Annotated in this window: 22 protein-coding genes; 15 read left to right on the top strand and 7 right to left on the bottom strand. The window is 55.6% G+C overall.

Annotated features, from left to right (window positions below; translation table 11 throughout):
- The first annotated feature begins 6 nt into the window (after positions 1-6).
- The 6 genes from C1N58_RS08195 (at position 7) to C1N58_RS08170 (ending at position 4,595) form a co-directional block, all read left to right on the top strand.
- On the top strand, positions 7-444 hold the full coding sequence (locus C1N58_RS08195) for a PTS sugar transporter subunit IIA (RefSeq protein ID WP_033741369.1): 438 nt from the start codon (positions 7-9) through the stop codon (positions 442-444).
- Entirely contained in the window at positions 441-1,064 is a 624-nt protein-coding gene (locus tag C1N58_RS08190; RefSeq protein ID WP_394549465.1) for an AAA family ATPase, read from the top strand. Before C1N58_RS08195 ends, C1N58_RS08190 begins: the two co-directional genes overlap by 4 nt.
- Positions 1,033-1,464 (top strand): thiol-disulfide oxidoreductase DCC family protein, encoded by a 432-nt coding sequence (locus C1N58_RS08185; protein WP_033741374.1) that lies wholly within the window; start codon positions 1,033-1,035, stop codon positions 1,462-1,464. Before C1N58_RS08190 ends, C1N58_RS08185 begins: the two co-directional genes overlap by 32 nt.
- 151 nt (positions 1,465-1,615) lie before the next feature.
- Positions 1,616-2,023, top strand: a complete 408-nt coding sequence (locus C1N58_RS08180) for a DUF2231 domain-containing protein (RefSeq protein WP_058701939.1) — start codon at positions 1,616-1,618, stop codon at positions 2,021-2,023.
- 12 nt (positions 2,024-2,035) lie between these two features.
- Positions 2,036-3,337, top strand: a complete 1,302-nt coding sequence (locus tag C1N58_RS08175) for a PQQ-dependent sugar dehydrogenase (RefSeq protein ID WP_054633811.1) — start codon at positions 2,036-2,038, stop codon at positions 3,335-3,337.
- A gap of 628 nt (positions 3,338-3,965) precedes the next feature.
- Entirely contained in the window at positions 3,966-4,595 is a 630-nt protein-coding gene (locus tag C1N58_RS08170; RefSeq protein ID WP_033741380.1) for a DapH/DapD/GlmU-related protein, read from the top strand.
- Between the two features lie 49 nt (positions 4,596-4,644).
- Here C1N58_RS08170 and C1N58_RS08165 read toward each other — a convergent pair whose 3' ends face one another.
- Positions 4,645-6,111 (bottom strand): catalase, encoded by a 1,467-nt coding sequence (locus tag C1N58_RS08165; protein WP_394564785.1) that lies wholly within the window; start codon positions 6,109-6,111, stop codon positions 4,645-4,647.
- Positions 6,112-6,437: 326 nt separating this feature from the next.
- Between C1N58_RS08165 and C1N58_RS08160 the strand changes: the two genes are divergently transcribed.
- The 6 genes from C1N58_RS08160 to C1N58_RS08135 all read left to right on the top strand — a co-directional run bounded on the left by C1N58_RS08160 (position 6,438) and on the right by C1N58_RS08135 (position 12,762).
- A complete protein-coding gene (locus tag C1N58_RS08160; RefSeq protein WP_054633809.1) occupies positions 6,438-7,418 on the top strand; it encodes a TIM barrel protein in 981 nt (326 codons plus the stop codon).
- A 64-nt stretch (positions 7,419-7,482) separates the two neighbouring features.
- On the top strand, positions 7,483-8,523 hold the full coding sequence (locus tag C1N58_RS08155) for a sugar ABC transporter substrate-binding protein (protein WP_394564784.1): 1,041 nt from the start codon (positions 7,483-7,485) through the stop codon (positions 8,521-8,523).
- Positions 8,524-8,539: 16 nt separating this feature from the next.
- Complete coding sequence (locus tag C1N58_RS08150; RefSeq protein ID WP_054633807.1) at positions 8,540-10,039, top strand: sugar ABC transporter ATP-binding protein; 1,500 nt, start codon at positions 8,540-8,542, stop codon at positions 10,037-10,039.
- A 31-nt stretch (positions 10,040-10,070) separates the two neighbouring features.
- Positions 10,071-11,042: an ABC transporter permease gene (locus C1N58_RS08145; protein WP_054633806.1), complete on the top strand. Its 972-nt coding sequence runs from the start codon at positions 10,071-10,073 to the stop codon at positions 11,040-11,042.
- Positions 11,042-11,899: a MurR/RpiR family transcriptional regulator gene (locus C1N58_RS08140; protein ID WP_054633805.1), complete on the top strand. Its 858-nt coding sequence runs from the start codon at positions 11,042-11,044 to the stop codon at positions 11,897-11,899. The genes C1N58_RS08145 and C1N58_RS08140 overlap by 1 nt, the downstream gene beginning before the upstream one ends.
- 2 nt (positions 11,900-11,901) lie before the next feature.
- The gene (locus tag C1N58_RS08135) at positions 11,902-12,762 is read left to right on the top strand and encodes a PfkB family carbohydrate kinase (RefSeq protein ID WP_058708172.1); all 861 of its coding nucleotides are present in this window, start codon (positions 11,902-11,904) and stop codon (positions 12,760-12,762) included.
- A gap of 47 nt (positions 12,763-12,809) precedes the next feature.
- Here C1N58_RS08135 and C1N58_RS08130 read toward each other — a convergent pair whose 3' ends face one another.
- The 6 genes from C1N58_RS08130 to C1N58_RS08105 all read right to left on the bottom strand — a co-directional run bounded on the left by C1N58_RS08130 (position 12,810) and on the right by C1N58_RS08105 (position 18,883).
- Positions 12,810-13,841 (bottom strand): NADP-dependent oxidoreductase, encoded by a 1,032-nt coding sequence (locus tag C1N58_RS08130; RefSeq protein ID WP_283786753.1) that lies wholly within the window; start codon positions 13,839-13,841, stop codon positions 12,810-12,812.
- A gap of 367 nt (positions 13,842-14,208) precedes the next feature.
- The gene (locus C1N58_RS08125) at positions 14,209-15,330 is read right to left on the bottom strand and encodes an NAD(P)/FAD-dependent oxidoreductase (protein WP_394564783.1); all 1,122 of its coding nucleotides are present in this window, start codon (positions 15,328-15,330) and stop codon (positions 14,209-14,211) included.
- Between the two features lie 28 nt (positions 15,331-15,358).
- Positions 15,359-16,432 carry a Gfo/Idh/MocA family protein gene (locus C1N58_RS08120; RefSeq protein WP_033741388.1) on the bottom strand — a complete coding sequence of 358 codons (1,074 nt, stop codon included), beginning with the start codon at positions 16,430-16,432 and terminating at the stop codon, positions 15,359-15,361.
- Complete coding sequence (locus C1N58_RS08115) at positions 16,432-17,178, bottom strand: amino acid ABC transporter ATP-binding protein (RefSeq protein WP_039340407.1); 747 nt, start codon at positions 17,176-17,178, stop codon at positions 16,432-16,434. Before C1N58_RS08115 ends, C1N58_RS08120 begins: the two co-directional genes overlap by 1 nt.
- Before the next feature lies 1 nt (position 17,179).
- Positions 17,180-17,986, bottom strand: coding sequence for an amino acid ABC transporter permease (locus C1N58_RS08110; RefSeq protein ID WP_033741390.1), 807 nt, complete (start codon positions 17,984-17,986; stop codon positions 17,180-17,182).
- A 75-nt stretch (positions 17,987-18,061) separates the two neighbouring features.
- A complete protein-coding gene (locus C1N58_RS08105; protein ID WP_039340405.1) occupies positions 18,062-18,883 on the bottom strand; it encodes an ABC transporter substrate-binding protein in 822 nt (273 codons plus the stop codon).
- A 194-nt stretch (positions 18,884-19,077) separates the two neighbouring features.
- Between C1N58_RS08105 and C1N58_RS08100 the strand changes: the two genes are divergently transcribed.
- The 3 genes from C1N58_RS08100 to C1N58_RS08090 all read left to right on the top strand — a co-directional run bounded on the left by C1N58_RS08100 (position 19,078) and on the right by C1N58_RS08090 (position 23,717).
- Complete coding sequence (locus tag C1N58_RS08100) at positions 19,078-20,187, top strand: LacI family DNA-binding transcriptional regulator (protein WP_262959051.1); 1,110 nt, start codon at positions 19,078-19,080, stop codon at positions 20,185-20,187.
- A 294-nt stretch (positions 20,188-20,481) separates the two neighbouring features.
- Positions 20,482-21,804 carry a methyl-accepting chemotaxis protein gene (locus C1N58_RS08095; RefSeq protein WP_394564782.1) on the top strand — a complete coding sequence of 441 codons (1,323 nt, stop codon included), beginning with the start codon at positions 20,482-20,484 and terminating at the stop codon, positions 21,802-21,804.
- Between the two features lie 116 nt (positions 21,805-21,920).
- On the top strand, positions 21,921-23,717 hold the full coding sequence (locus C1N58_RS08090) for a sensor domain-containing diguanylate cyclase (RefSeq protein WP_394564781.1): 1,797 nt from the start codon (positions 21,921-21,923) through the stop codon (positions 23,715-23,717).
- Positions 23,718-23,756 lie beyond the last annotated feature (39 nt).

The raw sequence follows: 23,756 nt of genomic DNA, 5'->3' as shown, positions 1-23,756 counted from the left end.
GCAGTAATGACCATTAAACAGTTATTACAGGAAGCCAATGCCATTCAGGTCGGGGTTGCGGCCAGCGACTGGCAACAGGTGATCGCCATGGCGGCCAAACCGCTGGTGGCGGGCGGCTATATTCGGGCCTCGTATCCTCAGGCTGTCATTGATAACACGCTCACGCACGGTGCCTATTATGTTTTTGAAGAAGGTATCGCCATTCCTCATGCCCGCCCGGAAACGGGCGTTATTCGCGACTGTTTTAGTCTGATTGTGCTGGCAGAACCGATCTCGTTTGAGGGCAGTGAAAAGGCCGATATCGTCATCATGTTCGGTGCCCGTGACAGTAATGCCCACATTGAAGAGGGCATTCGCGCGATTGTCTCGCTGCTTGACGATGACGCGACGCTGGTCAAACTACGCCAGGCCAGTAGCGTGGCGGACGTCATGGAGATCTTATGACCAGACAGGCGGAAAGTAAGCGAGTAGTACTGGTTAACGGAATTCCCGCCTCGGGCAAAAGTACGCTGACCCTGATGCTGTCCGGGCGTTTCACCTTACCGGTATTAACGCTGGACAGCATTAAGGAGCCCTTCATGTCCAGCTTCGCCCCGGTCGATCGTCAGCGTAACCGACAGCTCGGCTGTGCGGCTTACCAGGCGATCTGGAATATTGTGGGCCAGTCACCGGTGAACACGGTTTTTCTGATTGATGCCTGGTTTGGGTTTCAGTCGAAAAGCGTGCTGGAGCAGGGTTTGCAGCGAGCGGGCGTGGATGAGGTGCTGGAGATCTGGATGCAGATCTCACCCGATGAGGCGGTGGCGCGTTACCAGGCTCGCCTGGCGCAACGCATGCCGGGTCACCCCGGCGCGGAGTATCTTGCGGAACTGCGTCGTCTGGCGGAAGAAGCACAACCCATGGCACTGGGGCCGCTGCTGCGGGTTAATGCCAGGGCCATCGATGAAGCGGCGGTTTGTCAGTGGCTGGCTCAGCATACGGGAAAGAAGGACTATACTGCGTCTGTTGAGGATGAAACAGAGGAGCCGCCCCATGCCACAGCCCCCTTATCTGCAAACGGGTGAGAGCGTCGTGCTTTATGATGGTGTATGCAAACTTTGTACAGGATGGGTGCGTTTCCTGTTGCGCCACCGGCTGGCGCGGCAGGTCCGTTTTGCTTCCGTCCAGAGTGAGGAGGGCAAAGCACTACTGAGATGGGCCGGCCTGCCTGACGACAATATCAGCACGATCGTCTACATTCGGGATGAACAGCACTGGCTTCGGGCGCAGGCTATTTTTCGCGTTTTTCAGCAGTTGCCGCTGCCGTGGCGCATCATGAGCGTGCTGCGCTGGTTGCCGAAACGCCTCAGTAACCTTTTTTACGACGCCATTGCGCTGAACCGCTACAGGCTGTTTGGCCGCTATGCGACGCAACAGCCCATTCGCGCCGATTATCCAGGCCGGTTCCTGTCGCATCAGGCCTGACGACACCGCTTTACCCGTCATCGCCTGCAAAGGTGAATTAAAACCATCATTTTTCTTCAGGTTTACTAATATTTTACAGGCAGGTTAACAACGTGATGGGAAGGTAATACGTTGTGCCTGGGCTGTATAACTATTGAAAATGGAGAAAATCATGCGCAACACCTCTGGACGATCGGCCATCGCCGTGACGCTTTACGCTCTCCTCGAACCTCTACCGGTGGGCTTTTTTGTAGCGGCCTGGCTGTTCGATATCATCTATATGAAGACGACTGTCATCTTCTGGTCTGTCAGTGCCAGTTGGTTAATCGCAATAGGTCTGGTCATCGCTGTTCTGCCACGAGTAATTAGTCTTATTTATCTGTTCCGCGGCAGCAGCGCGCCAGAGAAAACCCATTTCTGGATCTCGCTGGTGGCTATCCTGCTGGCTATCGCCAACGCCTTTATTCACAGCCGTGATGCGTACGCAGTGGTGCCCACGGCGGTGATTCTCTCAACGCTGGTGGTGATACTGCTACTGCTGGCGAATGTGCAACTTGCCCTTCGTCAACGCATCGCTTAAGGAGAAGCCCCAATGAAAATACCACAATATTCCCTGATAGCGTTGGCGCTGACGGCCCTGTTAGCCGGGTGTGATAACGGTGCGTCGGTCGCGCCTGAAAAACAGATTGGTGCGAATCCTGAGCTGCCGGAAGCCAAAAATTTTATGGTACCGCCGATGCAGGTGCCCAAAGGTGTTCCGTGGAAGAACGGAGAAATGCCCAAGGTCGCCGAGGGGCTGAAGATAGAGAAGATTGCCGATAAGCTTCAGCATCCTCGTCAGGTCTACGTGCTGCCGAACAACGATATTTTGGTCGCGGAATCCAACGGCACACCCAAACCCACGACCAAGCCGAAAGAGCTGATTACGGGTCTGGTAAAAAATGCCTCAGGTAAAGGGGGCAAAGGCGGTAACCGCATCACCCTGTTGCGTAATGTGAATGGCAAGTGGGAGCAACACCGCTTTATCGAAAATCTGACCGCGCCGTTTGGCATGCAACTGGTCGGGAATACCCTGTATGTGGCAAATGCAGACAGTCTGGTGAAATTTCCCTACAGCGAAGGACAAACCGAGATTCGCACCGCGCCGGAAGAGGTGACCGAATTACCCGGCGGGCCCATTAACCACCACTGGACAAAAGCGCTGTTAGCCAGTCCTGATGGCAGCAAACTGTATGTCGGCGTCGGGTCGAACAGCAATATCACCGAAAACGGTATTGGTGCGGAATACCGCCGTGCCGCCGTGCTGGAGGTCGATGCCGCCAGCGGTGCCAGCCGCATTTATGCCAGCGGCTTGCGTAACCCGACGGGGCTCGACTGGGAGCCGCAGACGAAGCAGTTGTGGGCGGTCGTCAACGAGCGTGACGAAATTGGCTCGGATCTGGTGCCTGACTACCTGACATCTGTTAAAGAGAAAGGCTTCTATGGCTGGCCCTACAGCTATTTTGGTCAACACGTTGATGTACGCGCTCAGCCGCAGCGACCGGATCTGGTCAAAACAGCCATCAAGCCTGATTACGCTCTGAGCTCGCATGTCGCCCCACTGGGCCTGTTGTTCTATGGTGCAGAGAATATGCCGCAGTACCGGGGCGGTGCCTTTATCAGCGAACACGGGAGCTGGAACCGTAAGCCACTGAACGGCTACAAGGTCATCTGGGTGAAATTCGAAAACGGGAAACCGGTGGGGCAACCGCAAACCGTGGTGTCCGGCTTTTTGACTGAGGATGAAAAAGAAGTGCACGGCTTACCGGTGGGCCTTGCCAGCGATAAGCAGGGCGGGTTAATTATCGCCGATGATGCAGGTGATACGATCTGGCGCGTCAGTTCAGCGAAGTAATTGCGACTGCGCAGGCATAAAAAAAGGATTTGGCATAATGCCAAATCCTTTTTTCTTTTGTTCGTCCTGCGGCGGGTAACCGGAGGACAAACGAGGTGCTCAGCACTCTCCACAGGTTGAGTGTAAAGAGTGACAGCGAAGACTTCAAGTTTGGCCAAAATGCTGTATATTTATACATGTGTTGAGCGTCGGGCATCGCACCGTGGTTAACTGATTGCTTCCAGGGGAGCACGGTTATGTAAATCCCGGCAGGTCCCAGGTGGTGCTGGCCTGTGACTTAAACCATGAGTGCCGCTCAGCCCTCTCCACAACGTTGTGCTCAGGCAGTCGGCGGGTAATGTCAGAGTCCTGGCTGCTGAACAGCGCGCTCCCTAAGCAGGAGAAGGAAAGTGATGGAACTGACTAAGCTGATTCTGGAGATTATCCGGGTCATCTTGCAGATCATCGTTGCCCTTTTGCAACTGACCGGTCATGCAAAATAACCGGAACTTTGACCAAGGCGGAGCTAACCACTCCGCCTTTTTCGTTGTCAATTGTCTGTCATGTTATCCGGCTACAGTGGCGCGGCAGTCAGGCGCCTTACGGGCATCACTTATCCAGACCTCAGACCAGAGCCGGGAGCGTTTCCATGTCACTTGCCGCGGTAAAACCCGCCAAACTTCAACAAACCGAAATCGATGCCAGCGTACGCATGCGTGAAACGCAGATTGGCGCGCAGTGTGAAATTCTGGCTCACAGCTATCTGGAATACAGCACCCTGGGCGATTTCTCCTATGTAGGTGAACATTGTTGCATTGCCGACAGTGAGATTGGCCGTTTCACCGCGATCGCTAATCAGGTCCGGATTGGCGCGCCGAATCACCCGATGAATCGCGCGTCACAACACCGCTTTACCTATTGTCCGGAGTATTACGACGCGACCGCCACGCGCGACCACGGTTTTTTCACCGCCCGGCGAGAAGACAGAGTGATCATTGGCAATGACGTCTGGATCGGTCATGGCGTGATCGTATTGCCCGGCGTCACGGTGGGCGACGGGGCGGTGCTGGCGGCGGGCGCGGTGGTGACGAAAGACGTTGCAGCCTATACCGTGGTCGGTGGCGTGCCCGCCAAACCGATTCGGGTTCGCTTCCATCCGGCGATTGCCACGCGCTTACAACACATCGCCTGGTGGAACTGGCCACGGGAAAAGATCATGGCAAACCTTGCCGATTTTCAGTCAGAGGATATTGAGCAGTTTTGTGCAAAGCATGGCTGAATGCGACGGGGATAAAACGGTGGCGGATGCCACCGTTTGGCAGGGCGGTTTAGCGTTTAGCCCGCGCGTCCAGCACGGCCGTGGCGATGCGGTCGCCAATGGTTTTGTCGATATTGCGCCAGTACGCAAAAGCCCGCGACAGCACTGGCTCTTCCACGCCGTTTAACAGATGACCCGTAACGTTGTTGACCAGCCGGTCACGCGCGGCGTCATCCATCACCTTATTGATCAACGTATTCGCCTGGCCTACGTCGTCGTCGTCACGGCGCAGAGAATAGGGTGCCCGTACCATATCGCCGCTGACAGACCAGACCGAGTCGGTTGGATAACGTTCACCATCGGCAACCGGGCCGCCTTTGCTGTTGGGCGCATAAACCGGGTCGGATACCGGGTTAATACGCATCGCGCCGTCTTTGCTGTAGCTGTTGACCGGCGACTGCGGGGCGTTAACCGGAATCTGCTTGTAATTTACCCCGAGTCGGGCGCGGTGGGCATCCGCATAGGCAAAGACGCGCCCGAGCAGCATCTTATCCGGGCTCAGACCAATACCGGGCACCAGATTGTTAGGCTCAAAGGCAGCCTGTTCAATCTGCGCATGGTTGTCGGTAGGATTGCGGTTCAGCGTAAGTTTTCCAACCTTGATCAACGGGTAATCGCTGTGCGGCCAGACCTTGGTGAGATCGAACGGGTTGTAGCGGTATTCATCTGCCTCCGCAAAGGGCATGATCTGCATATAGAGCGTCCAGCTCGGAAAGTGGCCGTTTTTAATAGACATAAACAGATCGCGCGTATGGTAATCGCCGTCCTCACCTGCCAGCTTATCGGCTTCCTGCTGCGTCAGGTTTTCAATGCCCTGATCGGTATGGAAGTGGTATTTCACCCAGAACTTCTCGCCCTGTGCGTTTACCCACATATAGGTGTGACTGGAGTAGCCGTTCATATGACGCCAGCTTTTGGGAATACCGCGATCGCCCATCAGCCACGTGACCTGGTGCGACGATTCCGGTGACAGCGTCCAGAAATCCCACTGCATATCGTTGTCACGCAGATTGTTGTCCGCACGGCGTTTTTGCGAGCGAATAAAATGCTGAAACTTCATCGGGTCGCGAATAAAAAACACCGGCGTATTGTTGCCCACCAGGTCGTAATTGCCTTCGCGGGTATAAAACTTGATGGAAAAACCGCGTGGATCGCGCCATGTATCCGGGCTGCCGCGCTCACCGGCTACGGTTGAGAAGCGCATCAGCACATCCGTTTTCGTGCCGGGCTGAAAAACGTTGGCTTTGGTGTAGCGACTGACATCTTCAGTCACCTCAAAAAAGCCAAAGGCACCGCTCCCTTTTGCATGTGGCTGCCGTTCAGGAATACGTTCACGGTTAAAGTTCGCCATCTGCTCAATCAGATAGTGATCGTGCAGTACCAGCGGGCCGTCCGGTCCTACCGACAACGAGTGCTCATCGCTGGCAACCGGAATGCCTGCGTCGGTGGTGGTGGGTTTACGCGCATCGTGACTCATTCAATTAGTCTCCATGTTTATACGGGTATTGCATGGAATAAGCGTAGCGTAAAACGCAGAAGCGCAACGGCAGATTGCATCCCAATAGCCGTTTTCTCTCACACACACGTGACCTTTATCGCGCCAGGCCCATCCCGTTGGGACTTTTCGCACTCTGAACCCGGCTTTCCACTGACGAGCTATCCGTGACGGTTATCGCATTTCAACGATCCTGTCTGTTTTGGTGCTTGCGTGTGGCGCGGCAAGGCGTAAATTATCTTATAACTTCACAATTAAGTGTGAAAAAGAAAAGTACATTACAACCCTGTGATGAAGGATTGCGCCACATGTCTGATTTAAAATTTGCCACACGTCTTAACTCGTTTGCATCGGGGGCACATCGCTACTGGCCAGCGTTACAGGGGAAGCCCTCCGTTATGCAAATGGTGGCGCGTGCGGGTACCGTTAATGGCCTGACCCACCTGGATCTCAACTATCCCCAACACCTTACGGCAGATATCAAAACGCTGCGTCAGGCCATTGAGGACGCGGGACTGGCAGTGAACGGCATGCAGATGCGTTGGGATGCACCGCAGTTCAAGATTGGCGCCTTTACCCATCCTGATGCCAACATTCGTCGCGAAGCTATCGAGCTCACCAAGCGCGGCATTGATGCCGGACGGGAATTCGGCTCAACACTGATGACGTTGTGGATGGGGCAGGATGGCTTTGATTACTGTTTTCAGGTCAATTACAAAAAAATCTGGGAAGACGCGGTCAGCGCAGTGCGCGAAATTGCAGAATATGCCCCGGATGTCGACGTGAGTATTGAGTACAAACCTAACGAACCCCGCGCCTACAGCATCTTTCCTAACGTCACAACCTGCCTGCTGGCGGTGGAAGAAGCGGGCTGCCCGAACCTGGGGATCACCCTGGATTTCGCTCACGTCCTGTTCGCCAATGAAATTCCGGCCTGGGCTGCCGCCATGGTCGCACGCCGCTCCCGGCTGCTGGGGCTGGATCTGAATGATGGCTGGGGTAAACGTGATGACGGGTTAATGGTCGGAGCGGTGAATCCGCGTGCCACGCTGGAATTCCTGTGGCAGATGCAGCGCGATGGCTATCAGGGCGCATATTACTTCGACACGTTCCCGGACGCCAGCGGGCTGGATCCAGTGCGTGAAGCCGAAACCAACATCGCCACCGTGAAACGCCTCCTGAAACTGTGCGAGCAATTTAATGATAACGCGGCGCTGGCCGAGGCTATCCGTCATCAGGATGCCGTGGCGTCGCAGCAGATCGTCAACGACATTATGCTGGCGCGTTAGTCATCGCGTCGGTGTGAAACCATCCAGATGTACCTTACAAATGCATAATTAGAAGGCTAACAATATGAAAAAACGTCTCCTCGCTGTGCTGGCCTCGTTGCTGCTCGGTTCCAGCGTTTACGCAGCCGATCTGGCACCCCTCAAATCCGATACCGAAACGGACCGTACTGACTGGTCACAGCTTGACAGTCAATACGGTGCGATGCCCAAGGTCGATAAGTCGCTGAAAATTGGCGGCGTATCCAAAACGCTGACCAACGAATACTGGCGTTTACTTGGTGAAGGCTACCAGAACGCGGCCAAAAAATATGGTATCACCGTGGCTTATCAGGCCGCGGCAAATGAAGACGACCAGCTGGGACAACTCTCGATTGCCGAAACGCTAATCTCTCAAGCGTTTAACGGCCTGTTGGTTTCACCTCAAACCGATATCAACCTCGAACCCGCACTGGAAAGCGCCAACAGCAAAAAAATTCCGGTCGTGAACGTCAACGATGCCGTCATGCCAAACGCGGAACACTACGTTGGCAACGTCCAGAAAGACAACGGGGTTCGGGTGGCGAAGTGGTTTATTGAGCACCATCCCCAGGGCGGCAAGGTTGCGGTCATTGAAGGGCAACCTGGCGTTTACGCGGCTGGCCAGCGCACCAGTGGTTTTAAAGAAACGCTGAAAGCGAACGGCAAGTTCAATGTGGTGGCCAGCGTGCCAGCGAACTGGAGCCGTGAGCAGGCTTACAATGCGGCCAGCACCATTCTGCAACAGCATCCCGATCTGATTGGTTTCTACGCCAACAATGACACCATGGCCCTTGGCGTGGTGGAAGCGGTGCGCGCAATGGACAAGGCAAAACAGGTTGCGGTATTTGGGACTGACGGTATTTCAGATGCCTATGCCTCGATCAAGCGCGGTGAGTTGACCGGCACAGTAGACAGCTTCCCGATGCTGACTGGCGAAGTGGCGATGGATGTGATGCTGCGTCTCATCGACGGCCAGAAAATTTCACGTGTCGTCTCAACACCGCAGGCGCTCATCACCAAAGAGAATGCCGATGCCTTTTCTACCAAAGACATGGATAAGCTGCGTCAGCTGTTAGCGCAGCAGTAAGCCAGGCGGAGAGTGTATGGAACAGTATCGCTTAATGATGCGCGGCATCAGCAAAACCTACGGCAGCGCTGCAGCTTTACAAAATGTCGACTTTTTTGTGAAGCCGGGTGAAGTGCATGCCCTGATTGGCGAGAATGGTGCGGGAAAATCCACCCTGTTAAACATTCTTTCCGGCGTGCGCGATGCGGACAGCGGTGAAATCAGCGTGAACGGCCAGACGGTACACATGAAAAACCCGCTCAGTGCGCGTCATGCAGGCATTGCGATGATCCATCAGGAGCTGCAGCATGTTCCCGAACTCTCCGTTGCGCAGAACATGTTTCTGGGCCGCCCGTTAACCAAAGCGAAGGGGTTGTGGGTCGATAAAGCGGCACAGTTAGCGCGTGCCACGTTAATCCTGAAGCGCCTGGATCCGACGATCGATCCTGATATGCCGATTAAGGCGCTAAAGGTTTCGCAACAGCAGGTGGTGGAAATTGCGCGTGCCTTACTGGATGACGCAAAAATCATCGCCATGGATGAGCCGACGTCCAGCCTGACACCGCAAGAGTTTGACCGTCTGGCTGAACTGATTGCCGACCTGAAGTCTCTGGGCGTTTCACTGATCTACGTGTCACATAAGATGAACGAGATCTTCAGCGTGTGCGACCGGGCAACCATCATGCGTGATGGCAAACAGGTCGGGGTCGTTAATATCTGTGATGAAACTGAAGAGAGCATTGTGGCCAAAATGGTGGGCCGCAAGATCGAAAAGCTCGACCACAATGCTTTCGTGACGTCGCAGGAAGTATTACGGGTAGAGAACCTGGGACGGAGCAACGTCATATCGCCTGCAAATTTTAGCGTCAACGCCGGGGAAGTGTTGGGCATTGCAGGACTGGTGGGTGCAGGACGTACCGAACTTCTCAAACTGATCGCCGGTATTGACAGGCGCACCAGCGGCACGGTGCAGGTCAATGGCCGGTTGGTCCCCAACCACAATATCAGCGCGGCGATCCGGGCAGGCATCGGCCTGGTACCGGAAGATCGTAAAAAAGAGGGCATCATCAAAGCGCGCGCCGTGAAGATGAATATGGCGCTGTCGTCTATGCGCCAGTTCACCCTGGCCGGGGTAATCAATAAACTCCGGTTAAATCGCGTGGCGCACGATGTGATGAGCGACCTGAAACTTCGCCCGCTGGATATCGAAAAAACCATCGGCACGCTTAGCGGCGGTAATCAACAGAAAGTGATTATTGGTCGCTGGGTAGCAGCTGATACCAAAGTTTTCTTATTTGATGAGCCAACCCGGGGAATTGATATTGGTGCCAAGTCCGAAATTTACAATCTTATTGAGCGCCTGGCACAGGCAGGTAAAGCGATTATTGTTGTCTCGTCAGAGATGACAGAAATTATTCGTATTTGCGATCGTGTTCTGGTCATGCGGGAAGGGAAGATTACCCAGACATTAACCGGTGATGCGATTACCGAAGAGAATATAGCCCGCTTTGCCATTAAAGAAACAGAAATGGCCTGATCGAACACCTTTAAAGATAAAGGCGATAAACATGACAACGCAAACTAATATGCAGCAGCCAGGGCGTTCTTCGTCGCTGCTTAAATTCAACCTGCGCGATGCCGGAACCTTAATCGGTTTGGTCATTATTGTGGTGACATTCTCATTTTTGTCACCGGTCTTTTTAACCGTTCCCAATCTGCTGAATATTATGCAGCAGTCGTCAATAAATGCCTTAATTGCGCTGGGCATGACCCTGGTAATCATTTCGGGCGGCATTGACTTATCGGTCGGGCCCACGGCGGCGCTGTCCGCCGTATTAGGGGCTACGCTGATGGTTTCTGGCGTACCGGTCCCCCTGGCAATCATGGCGACGCTGGGCATCGGGGTCATTAGCGGCATGTTTAGCGGTTCACTGATTGCTTATGCCGGGCTACAACCGTTTATTGTGACGCTGGGCGGTCTGTCGCTGTTTCGCGCCGTTGCCCTGATTTATACCGGTGGCAATCCGGTCTTTGGCATTCCGATGTCGTTCCGTAGCCTGATTAACAGCACGCTATTTGGCGTGCCCACGCCCATCGTGGTGGTGGCGGTCATTGCTTTGTGCTTATGGGTCGTTATGAATAAGACGCCGCTGGGCGAATACATTCTGGCGATTGGCGGTAATGAAGAGGCTGCCCGGGTAGCGGGTGTGCCGGTGAAGCGCACCAAGGTGACGGTGTACGTGATCTCCGGCATGCTGGCGTCACTGGCCTCGTTGATTCTGATTGGTCGCCTGGGCGCGGCGGAACCCACCATTGGCAATCTGTGGGAGCTGGATGCGATTGCCGCCGCCGCCATCGGCGGGGCGTCACTGATGGGAGGGAAAGGCAGTATTTTTGGCACCCTGATCGGCGTCATTATTCTGGGGGCGCTGCGTAATGGATTGACACTGCTTAATATTCAGGCGTTTTATCAATTGCTCGCTACCGGTCTTATTATTATCATAGCGATGTTGATTGACCGAGCGACCCGAGGCAAGTAATGAAGCAAGATCCGCGAGCCATTGGCGCTCAAATTCGTATGCGATTACCCCAACTGACCCCGTTAGAACGGCGCGTGGTTGAGGCGATCACGGCCCGAACCGACATCACTGAACAAACCTCATTAAAAGAGATTGCGCAGGAGAACGGTGTATCGGAAGCGATGATAGTGAAGATAACAAAAAAGCTTAACTTCACGGGATTCAGAAATTTCAGGAGCAGTTTAATTTATTATAACGCGTCTGAAGTGGCCGGTTTGCATGCAGAAATTGAGCCTGATGATTCTTCGGAACAATTACTGGCAAAAGTTTTCCGCACGTCTATTCAGGCTATTGAAGAAACCCTGTCGGTTTTAGATGTGTCCGAATTTAATCGCGCGGCAGATATTATTTTTAAAGCACGTCATATTGATCTTTATGCTGTCGGCGGTTCGGCAACGGTCGCCCGTGATTTATCCCACAAGATGCTAAAAATAGGGATTAAATCCAGCGCCTATGATGATGCCCATATTATGCTAATGTCTGCCGCCGTATTATCTGATGACGATGTGGTGATTGCCATTAGTCACTCAGGCGCAACGCGTGCCGTGAACGATCCGGTGAAATTAGCCGGTCGCAACGGCGCCAGAGTGATTGTCATTACTAATTACGCGGAGTCGCCTATTGCGCGTCATGCGCATGTGGTTCTTAATTCAACTTCTCAGGGATCGCATCTGTTAGGGGAAAACGCCGCGTCACGAATCGCCCAACTGAATATACTGGATGCGCTTTTTGTGGCTATCGCGAAAAAGGATTTGAAGCGGGCGGAGAAAAACCTGATGAAAACCCAGCATGCGGTTCAGGATCTGCGGGAATTCTGAGCATGAGCAAAATTGCAGTCACCGGCAGTCTTCATTACGACATTATGCTGGATGCCCACCATCGCCCTGAAAAAGGCGAAACGGTCATGGGTACCGCGTGCCGCTATAAGTTTGGTGGCAAAGGCGGCAACCAGGCAATCGCAGCGGCCAGTGCGGGCGCGGCGGTGTGTTTTATCGGGGCCGTAGGCGCGGATGAACAGGGCCGGTTCTTACTGAATCGCCTGCAACAGGCGGGTGTAGAAACACAACACGTTGCGGTTCTTAACGACATGCCCTCTGGTATGAGCGTGGCGATTACCGATGCGGAAGGGGATTACGGCGCAGTGGTCGTCTCCAATGCCAACCAGCATATTTCCTGCCTGCCGTTTGCGCAGGCAGATTTCTGGCAGGGCGTTTCGATGCTGGTACTGCAAAATGAGGTGCCGGAAGCGGTGAATCTGGCGGCGGCGCAGGCAGCACGGCAGCAGCATATTCCGGTCTGCATCAATGCGGCACCGGCGCGCCCGCTCTCTGCTGAATTTGAACGCAGCATTGATGTGCTGGTGGTCAATGCGGTTGAAGCGCGAGACATGAGTGGCATTGTGGTCACCGATCTGTCGTCGGCACAGCAGGCGGCAACCCAACTGGCTGCTCGCTTTCCGTGCGTAGTGGTGACCGCCGGTGAACACGGTGTGGCGTTCAGCGAAGCCGGGAATACGCAAACGTTGCCAGCCCGAAAGGTGACGCTGGTCAGTACGCATGGCGCGGGTGACTGTTTCATGGGCGTATTGTGTCAGGCGCTGGCAGACGGTGAGGCGCTGGCGCTGGCCGTCGCGAAGGCCAATGATGCAGCCGCTACGCATGTTTCGCAGCCCATCCGCTAAAAAAAATGCAACGTCAGTGACGTTGCATTATTACGTGATGCGTGGGATTACGAGGCTACTTTCACCACAGTCTTACCGAAGTTTTTACCGTTCAGCATATCAATAAATGCCTTAGGCGCATTTTCCAGCCCGTCAATCACGTGCTCGCGATACTGAATTTTCTTGCTTTCCACCAGCGGCGTCATGGCTTTCAAAAACTCAGGATAGCGGTGGTCATAATCCTGGAAAATGATAAAGCCCTGCATGCGAATGCGCCGGGTCAGAATACCGGCCATGATGCGTGAGGTACGGTCAGGGCCTGGCGGCAGCTCTTTTTGGCTGTAGGCAGAAACCAGTCCGCAAACCGGCACCCGCGCCGCCGGGTTCAGCAGCGGGAAGACCGCATCGAACACCTTACCGCCCACGTTTTCAAAATAGATATCAATGCCATCCGGGCAGGCATTTTTGAGCTGCTCTTCAAAGTCCTGGCTGTGGTGATCGATACAGGCATCAAAGCCCAGATTTTCTACCGCATGACGGCATTTTTCTTCACCACCCGCGACACCTACCACGCGACAGCCTTTCATTTTTCCTAACTGGCCCACGGTCGCGCCCACCGGACCGGTTGCCGCCGCGACAACCAGGGTTTCGCCTTCTTTCGGCTGACCGATATCCATTAATCCCATATAGGCCGTAAATCCGGGCATGCCGAGAATTCCCAGCGCCCAGGAGGGATGCGGGAGGTCGCTATTCAGACGGGCAACGTCTTTACCATCAGACACGGCATATTCCTGCCAGCCGCTCTGGCAAAGCACCCAGTCACCCGCTTTAAATTCACTGTTTTTGGATTCGGCGACCTGACAAACCGTGCCGCCAACCATCGGCTTATCCAGCTCTGCCGGTGGCGCGTAAGATTTCCCTTCATCCATACGTCCGCGCATATAAGGGTCGAGTGACAGATAAATCGTACGCAGTAAGATCTCGCCATCTTTGATTTCAGGTGTCGGCTGCGCAACATAACGGAAGTTGTCTTCCGTTGGTTCACCCTTGGGGCGTGAAGCCAAAAGCCAGGCGTGATTTGTTGTCGATTGTTCAGTCATAAAGTCGTCCTTTGCATGGGCAAACCGCTCAGGGTTGCCGGGAATGAATGGCTAAGTGTAGATGACAGAACAAAGCATGCTTAACCGTGCTGGCGGTCAACGGGCAGGGCAAACAGGACTCGCCCGGCGTACCGCTACGCACAGCGCGCGCCACGTGGCCCGTTCAGATTGCTCCGAATCCAGCGCGTCGTGACGGTGTCACACGGGGAACAGGGGGCACAACGTTATACCGGTCGTCACGGCGTCTGAAGGGCGGTGACGCTGAAAGTCGCGTCAGGTGGCGGGGAAAAAGGGGGCGAAGATGCCCCAGCGTATAACCATGTCGCAGACGGTTCCCGCGCCGTCGGGCGACGGCGCGGGGGCGGGCTTAGTTAAATCGTTCCGGCCGGAAGGTCGCGAGCATGGGATGCCGGACATCGTTGAGGATCTCCTCCGTCAGCAATTCGCCCAGAATCAGTGCCAGCGTCGCGCCCGAATGGGTAAAGGCCACAAAGCAACCGGGGACTTTTTTCAGCTCCCCGACAACCGGTTCACCATCCCCCGGCACGGGTTTCAGGCCAATTTTCCAGCTGTCTGCTTCCAGTGGTGCGCCGTCGCCAAGCAGGTGACCCCCATCCGCCATTAACTGGCGAATAACGGCATGATCGATGCTGTACTGACCATCAGCATGCGCAACGATATCCTCTTCATACCAGTCATGATCGACCGCCAGCGTACGGCCAGGGTTGGGACGTATCGCCGCGCGGGGCGTATTTAATACCACGTTAAGATCGCGTTCCTGTGCGGTAGTGGTAACCAGCATGGACACCGGCGACCCGTTGGGAATGCGTACACCAAGCGGCGCAACGACATCGGGCGTCCAGGGACCACAGGCGACAAGCACCCGATCGGCCATGATGTCGCCCCGTTTCGCGCTGCGAATGCCTGTGGCCCGCCCACCTGCGGTCAGCACACTGGCTTTGCCTGCCTGTTCAATCACTTCGCCGCCTGCGGCTTTGAAATCCTCAACCAGTTTTGCGGCCAGATGCGGCAGGCTTACCCAGCCCTCACCAGGGTTGGCAATAGCGACGCTGGCCAGCGCGCTGGGGTTAACCTGCGGATCCACCTCATGCACCGTGCGCGGATTAACCAGCCGGGAAGCATAGCCAAGGGCGTTTTCATAATCATGACGCGCTTTGGTGCCCGCCTCGTCATCCGCCGCCCAGAACAGCGCGCCGTCAAAGCGCAGCCAGCTGAGATCGGGATGGCGGGCAAACAGGGTGCGGTAACGGTCAATGCCCGCCATTCTCAGCGCATGGTAAGGCGCGGAACGCTCCCCGGCAGAGTTAAGCCAGGAAAGTGAACGTCCTGATGCGCCAGAACAGAGTTCGGCTTCGGTGACCAGCGTCACTTTCGCGCCAGCCTGTGCCAGCTGGCATGCCGTGGAAACGCCTAAAATGCCGCCACCCAGTACAACAACGGTTTTGGCCACAGAGTTGTCAGTCATCATGGATTCCTTCTGTCAGAAAATACCCCATTCAGGCAAGGCGTACGCGACTTTGCCGATGGAGTTGCTCAATAAGTTTCAGCACGCCCAGCGCCTCGCTGGCGTCCACTGGCGGCGGACCGCCGTGTACCAGAGCACGGGCAAGACGGTGATAAAATTCAGGGTAATTGCCGCGCTGCAGCGCCACCGCCTCACTTTGCTCCACGGTGCCCAGCCGGGCTGCGCGTTCAGGCGGCGTTACGCCGTAGGCGCTGTCAGTCGGGGACATGCCCGCGGCCAGCTGCGGCTCCTGGTTATCCAGGCCCCAGTGCGTAAAAGCTCGCTGGCTGCCCAGCAGATGGAAGCGGGGAGCATTAAGCGCGGCCTGGCCATTCATCCACAGCCGCGAACGCACGCCACAGGTATGCAGTAAAGAAACGAAGCAATCCTCATCGCTGTCGGACTGACTGCCGGAATAGCGTGCCAGCTCGGCGCTGGCCTCCTGCACCGGACCAAACAGCTGTATCGCCTGATCGATCAGGTGGCTGCCCAGATCCAGCAGCAGGCCGCCCCCTTGCGCAAGCGAAACGCTGTCGCGCCAGTTACCAAATCCGTCAGGTCGCCACCACTCAAAGCGCGACTCAAAGCTTCTGACGGTGCCAAATGCCTCGTCCTGCACCAGACGTTGCAGCGTCAGAAAATCGCCGTCCCAGCGGCGATTGTGAAAGACCGTTAACAGGGTGCCAGCCTCTCGGGCGGCGTCAATCATCGCTTCCGCCGCGTTGACGTCAGGCGCAAAAGGTTTATCCACCACCAGATGAATACCGCGCAGGCTGGCCTGGACAGCCTGCTCACGGTGCTGAGCGGGCGGCGTCGCCAGCACAATAAGATCCACCGCGATGTCGCCGTTGTCGATCAACTGCAGCAGTGACGGCCAGTCCGGCACAATTCGCGCCTGGGGATAATGCGTTTTTGCCGCGGCGACGCGTTGCGCATTACCGGTCACGATCACCTCAAGACGGTAAGCGGCATCGTGTGAAATCAGTGGGGCATGAAAGACCTTGCCGGCAATGCCAAATCCCACCAGCGCCGTGCGGATGGGACCTGTCACCTTATGCTGTGCCATCAGAGCACCTCCGATAAAAAACGTTGTAAACGGGCAGACTGTGGACGTTCAAATAACTGATCGGGTGGCCCTGCTTCGACAATCTCGCCCTCATCCATAAACACCACCTGGTCGGCCACGCGGCGGGCAAATCCCATCTCATGCGTGACCACCACCATCGTCATGCCGCGCTCACAGAGTTCGGCCATCAGCGTCAGCACGCCTTTCACCAGTTCGGGATCGAGCGCCGACGTGGCCTCGTCAAACAGCATCACCTCGGGCTCCATCGCCAGCGCCCGGGCGATCGCGACACGTTGTTGCTGCCCGCCGGAGAGATCGCGCGGACGATGGTCGGCGCGCTGTGCTAAGCCGACCTCAGCCAGACGTTGCCGGGCAATTGTCTCTGCCTCCGTTTTCGAGCGGCCTTTGACTTTCCAGGGGGCCAGCGCGACGTTTTCCAGCGCACTGTGATCGGGGAACAGATTGAAGTGCTGAAAGACCATGCCAATGCGCAACCGCAGCGCATCGGGTTTGTCCTTCAGTACCGAACGCCCGGCCAGCAAAACGTCGCCGCTTTTGGGTTCATGCAGGCGATTGATACCGCGCAGCAGGGTCGATTTTCCCGATCCGGAAGGGCCGATGATGCAGGTAGTGGTGCCGGGCGCGATGGTCAGTGACACATTGCGCAGCACCTCAATCGGGCCGTACGCCAGGGTCAGATTACGCAGCTCCAGGCTTGCGCCGTGAAATGCAGTGGACGTTGCCATCTCAGTGTCCTCGTTCGCTGGTCAGGGAGGCCGTGGGCGTGACGGCGCGTTTTACCGCCACCTCATCAATTTCTTTCAGTCCGCTCTGCGGCGCCGTTGCCCGGCGGCGTCCGGTGCGGTAACGGACGTCAATATGGTTCACCGCATGGGTTAAGGGCACGGTAATCATCAGGTAGAACAGCCCCGCCAGCATCAGCGGTGACAGATTGCCGCTCAGCACCGCGGCATCCTGGCCAACCCGGAACAGTTCGCGCTGGCTGGACATCAGCCCCAGCAGATAAACCAGCGAAGAGTCTTTAATAATCGCGATGAACTGATTCACGATGGCAGGCAAGACGCGGCGGATGCCCTGAGGAATGATCACCAGCCGCATCGCCCGACCATAGCTCATGCCCAGCGCCCGGCAGGCTTCCATCTGGCCTTGCTCAATGCTCTGGATCCCTGAGCGAAAAATTTCGCCCATATAGGCGCTGGCAATCAGACTCAGGGCAAAAATGCCCAGCGGATAAGGTGAGGGGCCAAACAGCTGATAGCTGAAGCGCGCCAGCCCCTGACCAATCAGCAAAATGGTCAGGATAGAGGGCAGGCCGCGAAACAGATCGGTATACAGCCGGGCCGGTACACGCAGCCAGCGCGAAGGCGAAATCCCCATCAGCGCCAGAATCAGGCCGAAAAAGGTGCCCAGCAGCGTGGCGGCCAACGAGATGATCAACGTGTTGACCAGGCCCGTTGCCAGCAGCTGCGGCAGGACGTCCTTCATTGCAGAAAAATCAAAGAAGGTACGGGAAAGAATAGTGATCAGATCCATAGCCGATTCTCTGTTGCGGGTGACGGACAACGCCCGTCACCGAATGTATTCACTCGCACACCGGTTGCGCGGGGACTAATTGTGCTGAGGCAGATACTGTTCAGGCATAGGCGAGCCCGGAAACCACTTCTCATAAAGCTGTTTCCACGTCCCATCCTGCATCGCCGCTTTGATGGCTTTGTCCAGCGCCGCTTTAAAGGCCGGTTTGTTTTTCGCTATCGCCACGCCCGCCGGGGCGTCGAAAGAGGGGATGTTGGCTGCCGTCACCAGTTTGAAGCGGGTGGCATAATCTTTGGCGGCTTCGTAATCGAGGAACATGGCATCAATAGTGCCGTTGTTCAGCGCGGAAACGGCCGCGTTGTTATCGGGAAAGCGCACCAGATCGGTCTGTTTGAAGTTGGCCAGCGCATAGCTTTCCTGCAGCGTGCCCTGAATGACGCCCAGTCGCTTGTGCGCCAGCGTTGCCACGTTTTTCACGCCGGAATCGCTGCGGGTGAGCACCGTCAGGTAACCCGCCAGATAGCCCGTGGAGAAATCAACGGTTTTTTCACGGGCCGGTGTGATTCCGATCGCGGCCACGCCTGCATCATATTGTCCGTTGGCGACGGCGGGCAGGATGGCGGAAAAATCCTGTCCGACAAAATCCACCTTATCAATGCCCATGCGATGGGCGACATTTTTGAAAAATTCGACGTCAAAGCCGGTGAAATTTCCGTCTTTGTCCGTAAAGGTATAGGGTTTCGCGTCACCCAGGCTGGCGACACGCAGATGGCCCGGTTCAATCAGCCCATAGGGATTGTTGTCGCTGGCTGCCCGTGCACTGACGCTGGTTGAGAGCATTACCGCGAGGCCGAAGACAACGGCGGTTATTTTGGTTAAACGTTTATGCGATGTCATAAAGCTCTTCCATTTTGCAGGTGAAACGTCGAAGGTCACTGAGCCAGTACTGTCTGATTGAGACCGGTCTCAATGCGGGTCAAAATGAAACCGGTAGTTGTTGTGAGACCGGTCTCAAGTGGATACAATGATATTAAGCACACGCTTTCAGCAGCGTCAATTACGATGTTATCAACTTGTGATTCAAAATAATTATGACCAGCAAAAAACAGCAAGTACGCGGACCCACTGTGGCCGATGTGGCACGTCAGGCGGGCGTGTCAAAAGCCCAGGCGGCCAGAGCGTTGGGCGGCTATGGCGCCGTAAGTGAAGAGGTACAAATCCGCGTCACCCAGGCGGCAGAAACCCTGGGTTACCGGCCCAATGAGCTGGCGCGCAGCATGAATACCGGGCGTTCGAACACGATTGGCGTGATCGTGGGCGATATTGAAAACCCGCATTTCGGCCTTGCGCTGCGTGGCATGGCGGATGTGGCGCGCCAGGCGGGGTTTCATTTGCTGCTCAGCAACAGCGATGAAACCGTGGAAGAGGAACGGGAAGCCGTGCGCGTCATGCTGGACAAGCGCGTTGATGGCATCATCGTGGCCCCCTGCAGCTCGCTGGCGTGTGATAACGACCATCTTAAACAGGTGCTGACGGAAGGCCGCGCGCTGATGACCTTTGACCGTTCCGTCGAAGGGCTGGACGTGGAAACCATTCAGGCTGACTTTCTTAACGTGGCGAGGGATGCGACGCAGCTGTTGCTTAACGCCGGTCATCACCGTATCGCATACCTTTCCAGTATGCGCATTGCCGCGCCTTACACTCACGCGATGAGCTTAGGACCCACGCCGGTGGCGCAGCGGGTGAAAGGGATGATTGATGCCCACCACGATGCCGGTATGGCACTCGACCCGAATCTGGTGCGCCTGAATGCCCTTAACGAAGCGTGCATCGAACAGATTCTGACGGAGCTTCTCTCGCTTCCCGAACCGCCCAGTGCGCTGATTGCGTCCGACAATTTGATTGCAATGGGAATTCTACGTGGACTGGCCAGACGTGGGTTGCATGTGCCCGAGGATATTTCGTTTGTTATGTACGATGATTTTCCCTGGACCGAACTGATGACGCCCGCGCTTACGGTCGTGGCCCAGCCGGTTTATGAGATGGGCCGCGAAGCCGCACGCCGGTTAATCTGCCATATCCGGCAGCAGCCCGCCGGCGCGTTACCGGCATTCGACAGCTGGATGGTGGTGCGGGGATCGGTCGGGCCAGTGCGGGCGGGAGGAAAGCCGGTTCCAGCCGCCTGGGCGCTGAGCAAATAGGGGATTGTTCTTACAGCGGTTTTACTGCCGTGTCCCGTCATTATCCTCAGACGAGCAGGCCCGAGCGGTCAGTCAGGCTGCCGAGGTTGCCTGCATGACGCAGTTTGCGCAGCAGCATGCCTTTTGCAGCGGAGTCGTTTACGCATCCTGTTGAAGGTCATACAAAAAATTTATTTTTTATTAGTGAATTAATTTCACCCGGTAATAATCAACGGAAACTATCACAACAATACATAATGCCAGGGTCTTAACAGCCGATAACCAGATTAGTCAACTCAGATTACGGTCGTGGTTATGCGCTTTAATGTATTAAAAAATGTCTTTTCCTTTCTTAACGATCTTCGCAGCGGGCGTAGATCGGCGCCGTTCAGGGCGCTTAACAGCGCGATGCCGGTTATTGAATTCAGTCCTGACGGAACGATTCAGAAAGCCAGCCCGCTTTTCCTGACCGCAATGGGCTACGAGGCGCACGAAATAATTGGGCAACATCACAGCATGTTCTGCCCGTCTTCCCTGACGGATTCACCTGAATACCGCCATTTCTGGCAGCGCCTTGCCGCCGGTGACGTTCGCAGTGGTAAACATCTGCGGCTGGCTAAAGGAAACCGTCCTGTCTGGCTGGAAGCCAGTTATATCCCGGTCAGGAACCGCCGTGGCAGGGTGTGCAAAATCATTAAGATAGCGGCGGACATCTCAGAACGCACAGAGGCAGGGCTGGAACAGGAATCTGTGATCAACGCCATCAACCGGTCAATGGCTGTGATTGAGTTCAGTCCTGACGGTCGTGTCCTGGATGCTAATGACAATTTCCTGAAAACGACCGGTTACAAACGTGAGCAGGTTGTGGGTCAACACCATCGGATGTTCTGTTCAGAACAGCTTTCTGCAAGCGACGAATACCGGCAGTTCTGGAAAAGGCTTAATCAGGGCGAATTTTTTTCGGGGCAGTTTCCCAGACTCAATCATCACGGGAAGCCACTCTGGCTGCGCGCGACGTATAATCCTGTTTTTAACAGCAATGGCGAATTATATAAAATCGTCAAGTTTGCCACGGATGTGACCGAACAGGTTTTGAATAACCAAAAAGAGCACGATGCCGCCGTACAGGCCTGGGAAATGGCTGTACAGACGCTGGGTAATGCGCAGAATGGGGCGAATGTAATTGAGAGTAGTATTGAAGTTGTGGACCGGATCGCGCAGGACATGAACGCGATCTCCGCTGACATCGCGCGCCTCAACAGCCAGTCAGGAAGCATTGACGGCATGGTAGAGACCATCAGACGGTTTGCGACACAAACGCGGCTTATTGCCCTTAACGCCGCGATTGAAGCTGCCAGAGCAGGGGCGTCCGGCAGGAGCTTTGCGGTTGTGGCCGCCGAAGTGCGCGCGCTGGCGGCAAGCGTCAGCGGGGCCACAGAAGAAATAGAACAGGTGGTATCAAATAATAATCAGCTGGCCCGGGATGTGCTGAAAGGTATGGAACTCAACCAGAAAAATACGGAGCAGGGCGTCATACTGATGCGTGAGGCCGGCGAGGTCATCGCCATCATTAAGAAAAACTCGGAACGCGTGGAAGGGGCGGTCAGGGAGTTTACGCATACGGTTGAAACTGAGTAACGAATCCGCTTTAGCCGTTTTATCATTCAGCATTATCCTGCTTTCTGAGCACAGGGATGTCCTTCAGTGCAGCGCCTTGCTTTTTTAACTTTTGCCTTTCAGGGAAAGGATACGCCATGTTGATAAACATTCGTCACGGAGCGCAGTCTTCGCCACGCTCCGCAGACATTCTGCGATTGCCCGATCAGGAGCGTGATGAGGTACTCAACCACTTCGCCGCCCTGACCAGCACGTTGCTGGGAATACCGACCAGCTTTATATCCGTTCTTGATGAGCAGCATCAGACGTTTCGCGCAAAGTACAACACGACGCTGTGTCAGACTGATCGCAAGGATGCATTCTGCCGCTTCGTCGTGGAGAGCGCGATTCCGGTCATTGTGCCAGATACCTTACTGGACGCACGTTTCGCCACGAATCCGCTTGTCACGGGGGAGCCTTACCTCCGCTTCTACGCGGGCGTGCCGTTGATCAACGCGCAAGGAAAGGTTATGGGGACGCTATGCGTCACAGACAGTCAGCCACACGCCTTTCCGGCTGAAAAGGTCAGGTTGCTCAGCCGACTTGCCGCGATGGTGACGGTCTTTCTGAAGGCCTGGCAGGTCGCGGGATTAACGGATGCGGTAACAGGCTTGCCTAACCGTCAGCAACTCATCCGCCATCTGGATCAACTGTCTGAGGCGGGGCATTCCGACGTCCTCAGGCTCACCGTTATCGACTGCATTGATATGCCCCGAGCCTATGAACTGGCCCGGGCACTGGGCATGCCGCCAGTGGAAGCGCTCCTGCGGGACAGCGGGCGTCTGTTGCAAAACAAGCTGGCGCTGGGGCCTGAAAAAATTTTTTACACGGTAGCCACTGGGCGCTTTGCCTTCCTGTCCCGCTCAGATGAGCCGTTTTCGGCCGATGCTGTTCTTGAAGCAATGCGCGACGCGCGGCCTCTCGCGCCCGAAGGTCTTGCTATGGACCTGACATTGTACGCGGGCGATGTCTGCTTTACGCCAGCGGCGCTACCGGCCCAGGAAGCCCTGCGGCGCGCGGTCAGCGCACTCCACGAAGCCATCAGCATCAATGGTGGCGCTCGTTCGTTTAGTGAGGTGAGTGACAGCAGGCGCAATGGCGATTTCATGTTGATGAACGATCTGTCGACAGCCCTTAAAACCGGTACAGGCGGGCTTTATCTGGTTTATCAGCCCCGGCTTTCCTTATCTGATGTGCAACCGGCGGGGTTTGAGGCGCTGATACGCTGGTGTCATCCCGAGCGGGGCGAGCTTTCGCCCGCCGAATTTCTGCCCGCAGCGCAGTTAACCAGCCTGATGAGCGATATCACTGACTGGGTGATTACGGAGGTGATCCGTCAGCTGCGCGTCTGGTTATCCGAGGGCATCAGTCTGCCGGTATCCGTTAACGTCAGTGTCAGCGACCTTGCACGAAGTGGCTTTATTGACCACCTTGACGCGAAGATGGCGCAGGCCCAACTGCCACCCGCTCTGCTGGAGTTCGAATGTCTTGAAACGGAGCTGGCCACGGAAAATCCTGCCGCCCTGGCAATGATGGCGCAGTTAAGACAACGAGGATATCGTCTTTCGCTGGACGATTTTGGTGCCGGTTACAGTAATATTGGTTATCTGCGCAGGATGCCGGTGGACGTTATCAAGCTTGACAGGGCGCAGATAGCCGATTTGACCTCGAATGAAGCAAGCCGCATTATCGCATCGAGCGTGATAGGTATGCTGAAATCTCTGAACTATGTTGTTGTGGCTGAAGGCGTTGAAATACCAGAGGCTCTGGATATGCTCGCTTCATGGGGATGCGATCAGGCACAGGGTTTTTACATTTCTCATCCCTTGCTTCCGCAGGCACTAAAAAGCTGGCTCTCCACCTTTAAATACGGTCAGCTGGGCCACGCAACATAAATAACGTCCGGTTGCTGGCCCGTTGGGTAAAGGATGACG

This window comes from Pantoea sp. SGAir0180, from assembly GCF_043546245.1.
This window is presented reverse-complemented; position numbering and strand designations above follow the sequence as displayed.

Coding starts and splice junctions, on each gene's coding strand:
- C1N58_RS08195 (WP_033741369.1), top strand. CDS start 7: ATGACCATTAAACAGTTATTACAGGAAGCCAATGCCATTCAGGTCGGG.
- C1N58_RS08190 (WP_394549465.1), top strand. CDS start 441: ATGACCAGACAGGCGGAAAGTAAGCGAGTAGTACTGGTTAACGGAATT.
- C1N58_RS08185 (WP_033741374.1), top strand. CDS start 1,033: ATGCCACAGCCCCCTTATCTGCAAACGGGTGAGAGCGTCGTGCTTTAT.
- C1N58_RS08180 (WP_058701939.1), top strand. CDS start 1,616: ATGCGCAACACCTCTGGACGATCGGCCATCGCCGTGACGCTTTACGCT.
- C1N58_RS08175 (WP_054633811.1), top strand. CDS start 2,036: ATGAAAATACCACAATATTCCCTGATAGCGTTGGCGCTGACGGCCCTG.
- C1N58_RS08170 (WP_033741380.1), top strand. CDS start 3,966: ATGTCACTTGCCGCGGTAAAACCCGCCAAACTTCAACAAACCGAAATC.
- C1N58_RS08165 (WP_394564785.1), bottom strand. CDS start 6,111: ATGAGTCACGATGCGCGTAAACCCACCACCACCGACGCAGGCATTCCG.
- C1N58_RS08160 (WP_054633809.1), top strand. CDS start 6,438: ATGTCTGATTTAAAATTTGCCACACGTCTTAACTCGTTTGCATCGGGG.
- C1N58_RS08155 (WP_394564784.1), top strand. CDS start 7,483: ATGAAAAAACGTCTCCTCGCTGTGCTGGCCTCGTTGCTGCTCGGTTCC.
- C1N58_RS08150 (WP_054633807.1), top strand. CDS start 8,540: ATGGAACAGTATCGCTTAATGATGCGCGGCATCAGCAAAACCTACGGC.
- C1N58_RS08145 (WP_054633806.1), top strand. CDS start 10,071: ATGACAACGCAAACTAATATGCAGCAGCCAGGGCGTTCTTCGTCGCTG.
- C1N58_RS08140 (WP_054633805.1), top strand. CDS start 11,042: ATGAAGCAAGATCCGCGAGCCATTGGCGCTCAAATTCGTATGCGATTA.
- C1N58_RS08135 (WP_058708172.1), top strand. CDS start 11,902: ATGAGCAAAATTGCAGTCACCGGCAGTCTTCATTACGACATTATGCTG.
- C1N58_RS08130 (WP_283786753.1), bottom strand. CDS start 13,841: ATGACTGAACAATCGACAACAAATCACGCCTGGCTTTTGGCTTCACGC.
- C1N58_RS08125 (WP_394564783.1), bottom strand. CDS start 15,330: ATGATGACTGACAACTCTGTGGCCAAAACCGTTGTTGTACTGGGTGGC.
- C1N58_RS08120 (WP_033741388.1), bottom strand. CDS start 16,432: ATGGCACAGCATAAGGTGACAGGTCCCATCCGCACGGCGCTGGTGGGA.
- C1N58_RS08115 (WP_039340407.1), bottom strand. CDS start 17,178: ATGGCAACGTCCACTGCATTTCACGGCGCAAGCCTGGAGCTGCGTAAT.
- C1N58_RS08110 (WP_033741390.1), bottom strand. CDS start 17,986: ATGGATCTGATCACTATTCTTTCCCGTACCTTCTTTGATTTTTCTGCA.
- C1N58_RS08105 (WP_039340405.1), bottom strand. CDS start 18,883: ATGACATCGCATAAACGTTTAACCAAAATAACCGCCGTTGTCTTCGGC.
- C1N58_RS08100 (WP_262959051.1), top strand. CDS start 19,078: ATGACCAGCAAAAAACAGCAAGTACGCGGACCCACTGTGGCCGATGTG.
- C1N58_RS08095 (WP_394564782.1), top strand. CDS start 20,482: ATGCGCTTTAATGTATTAAAAAATGTCTTTTCCTTTCTTAACGATCTT.
- C1N58_RS08090 (WP_394564781.1), top strand. CDS start 21,921: ATGTTGATAAACATTCGTCACGGAGCGCAGTCTTCGCCACGCTCCGCA.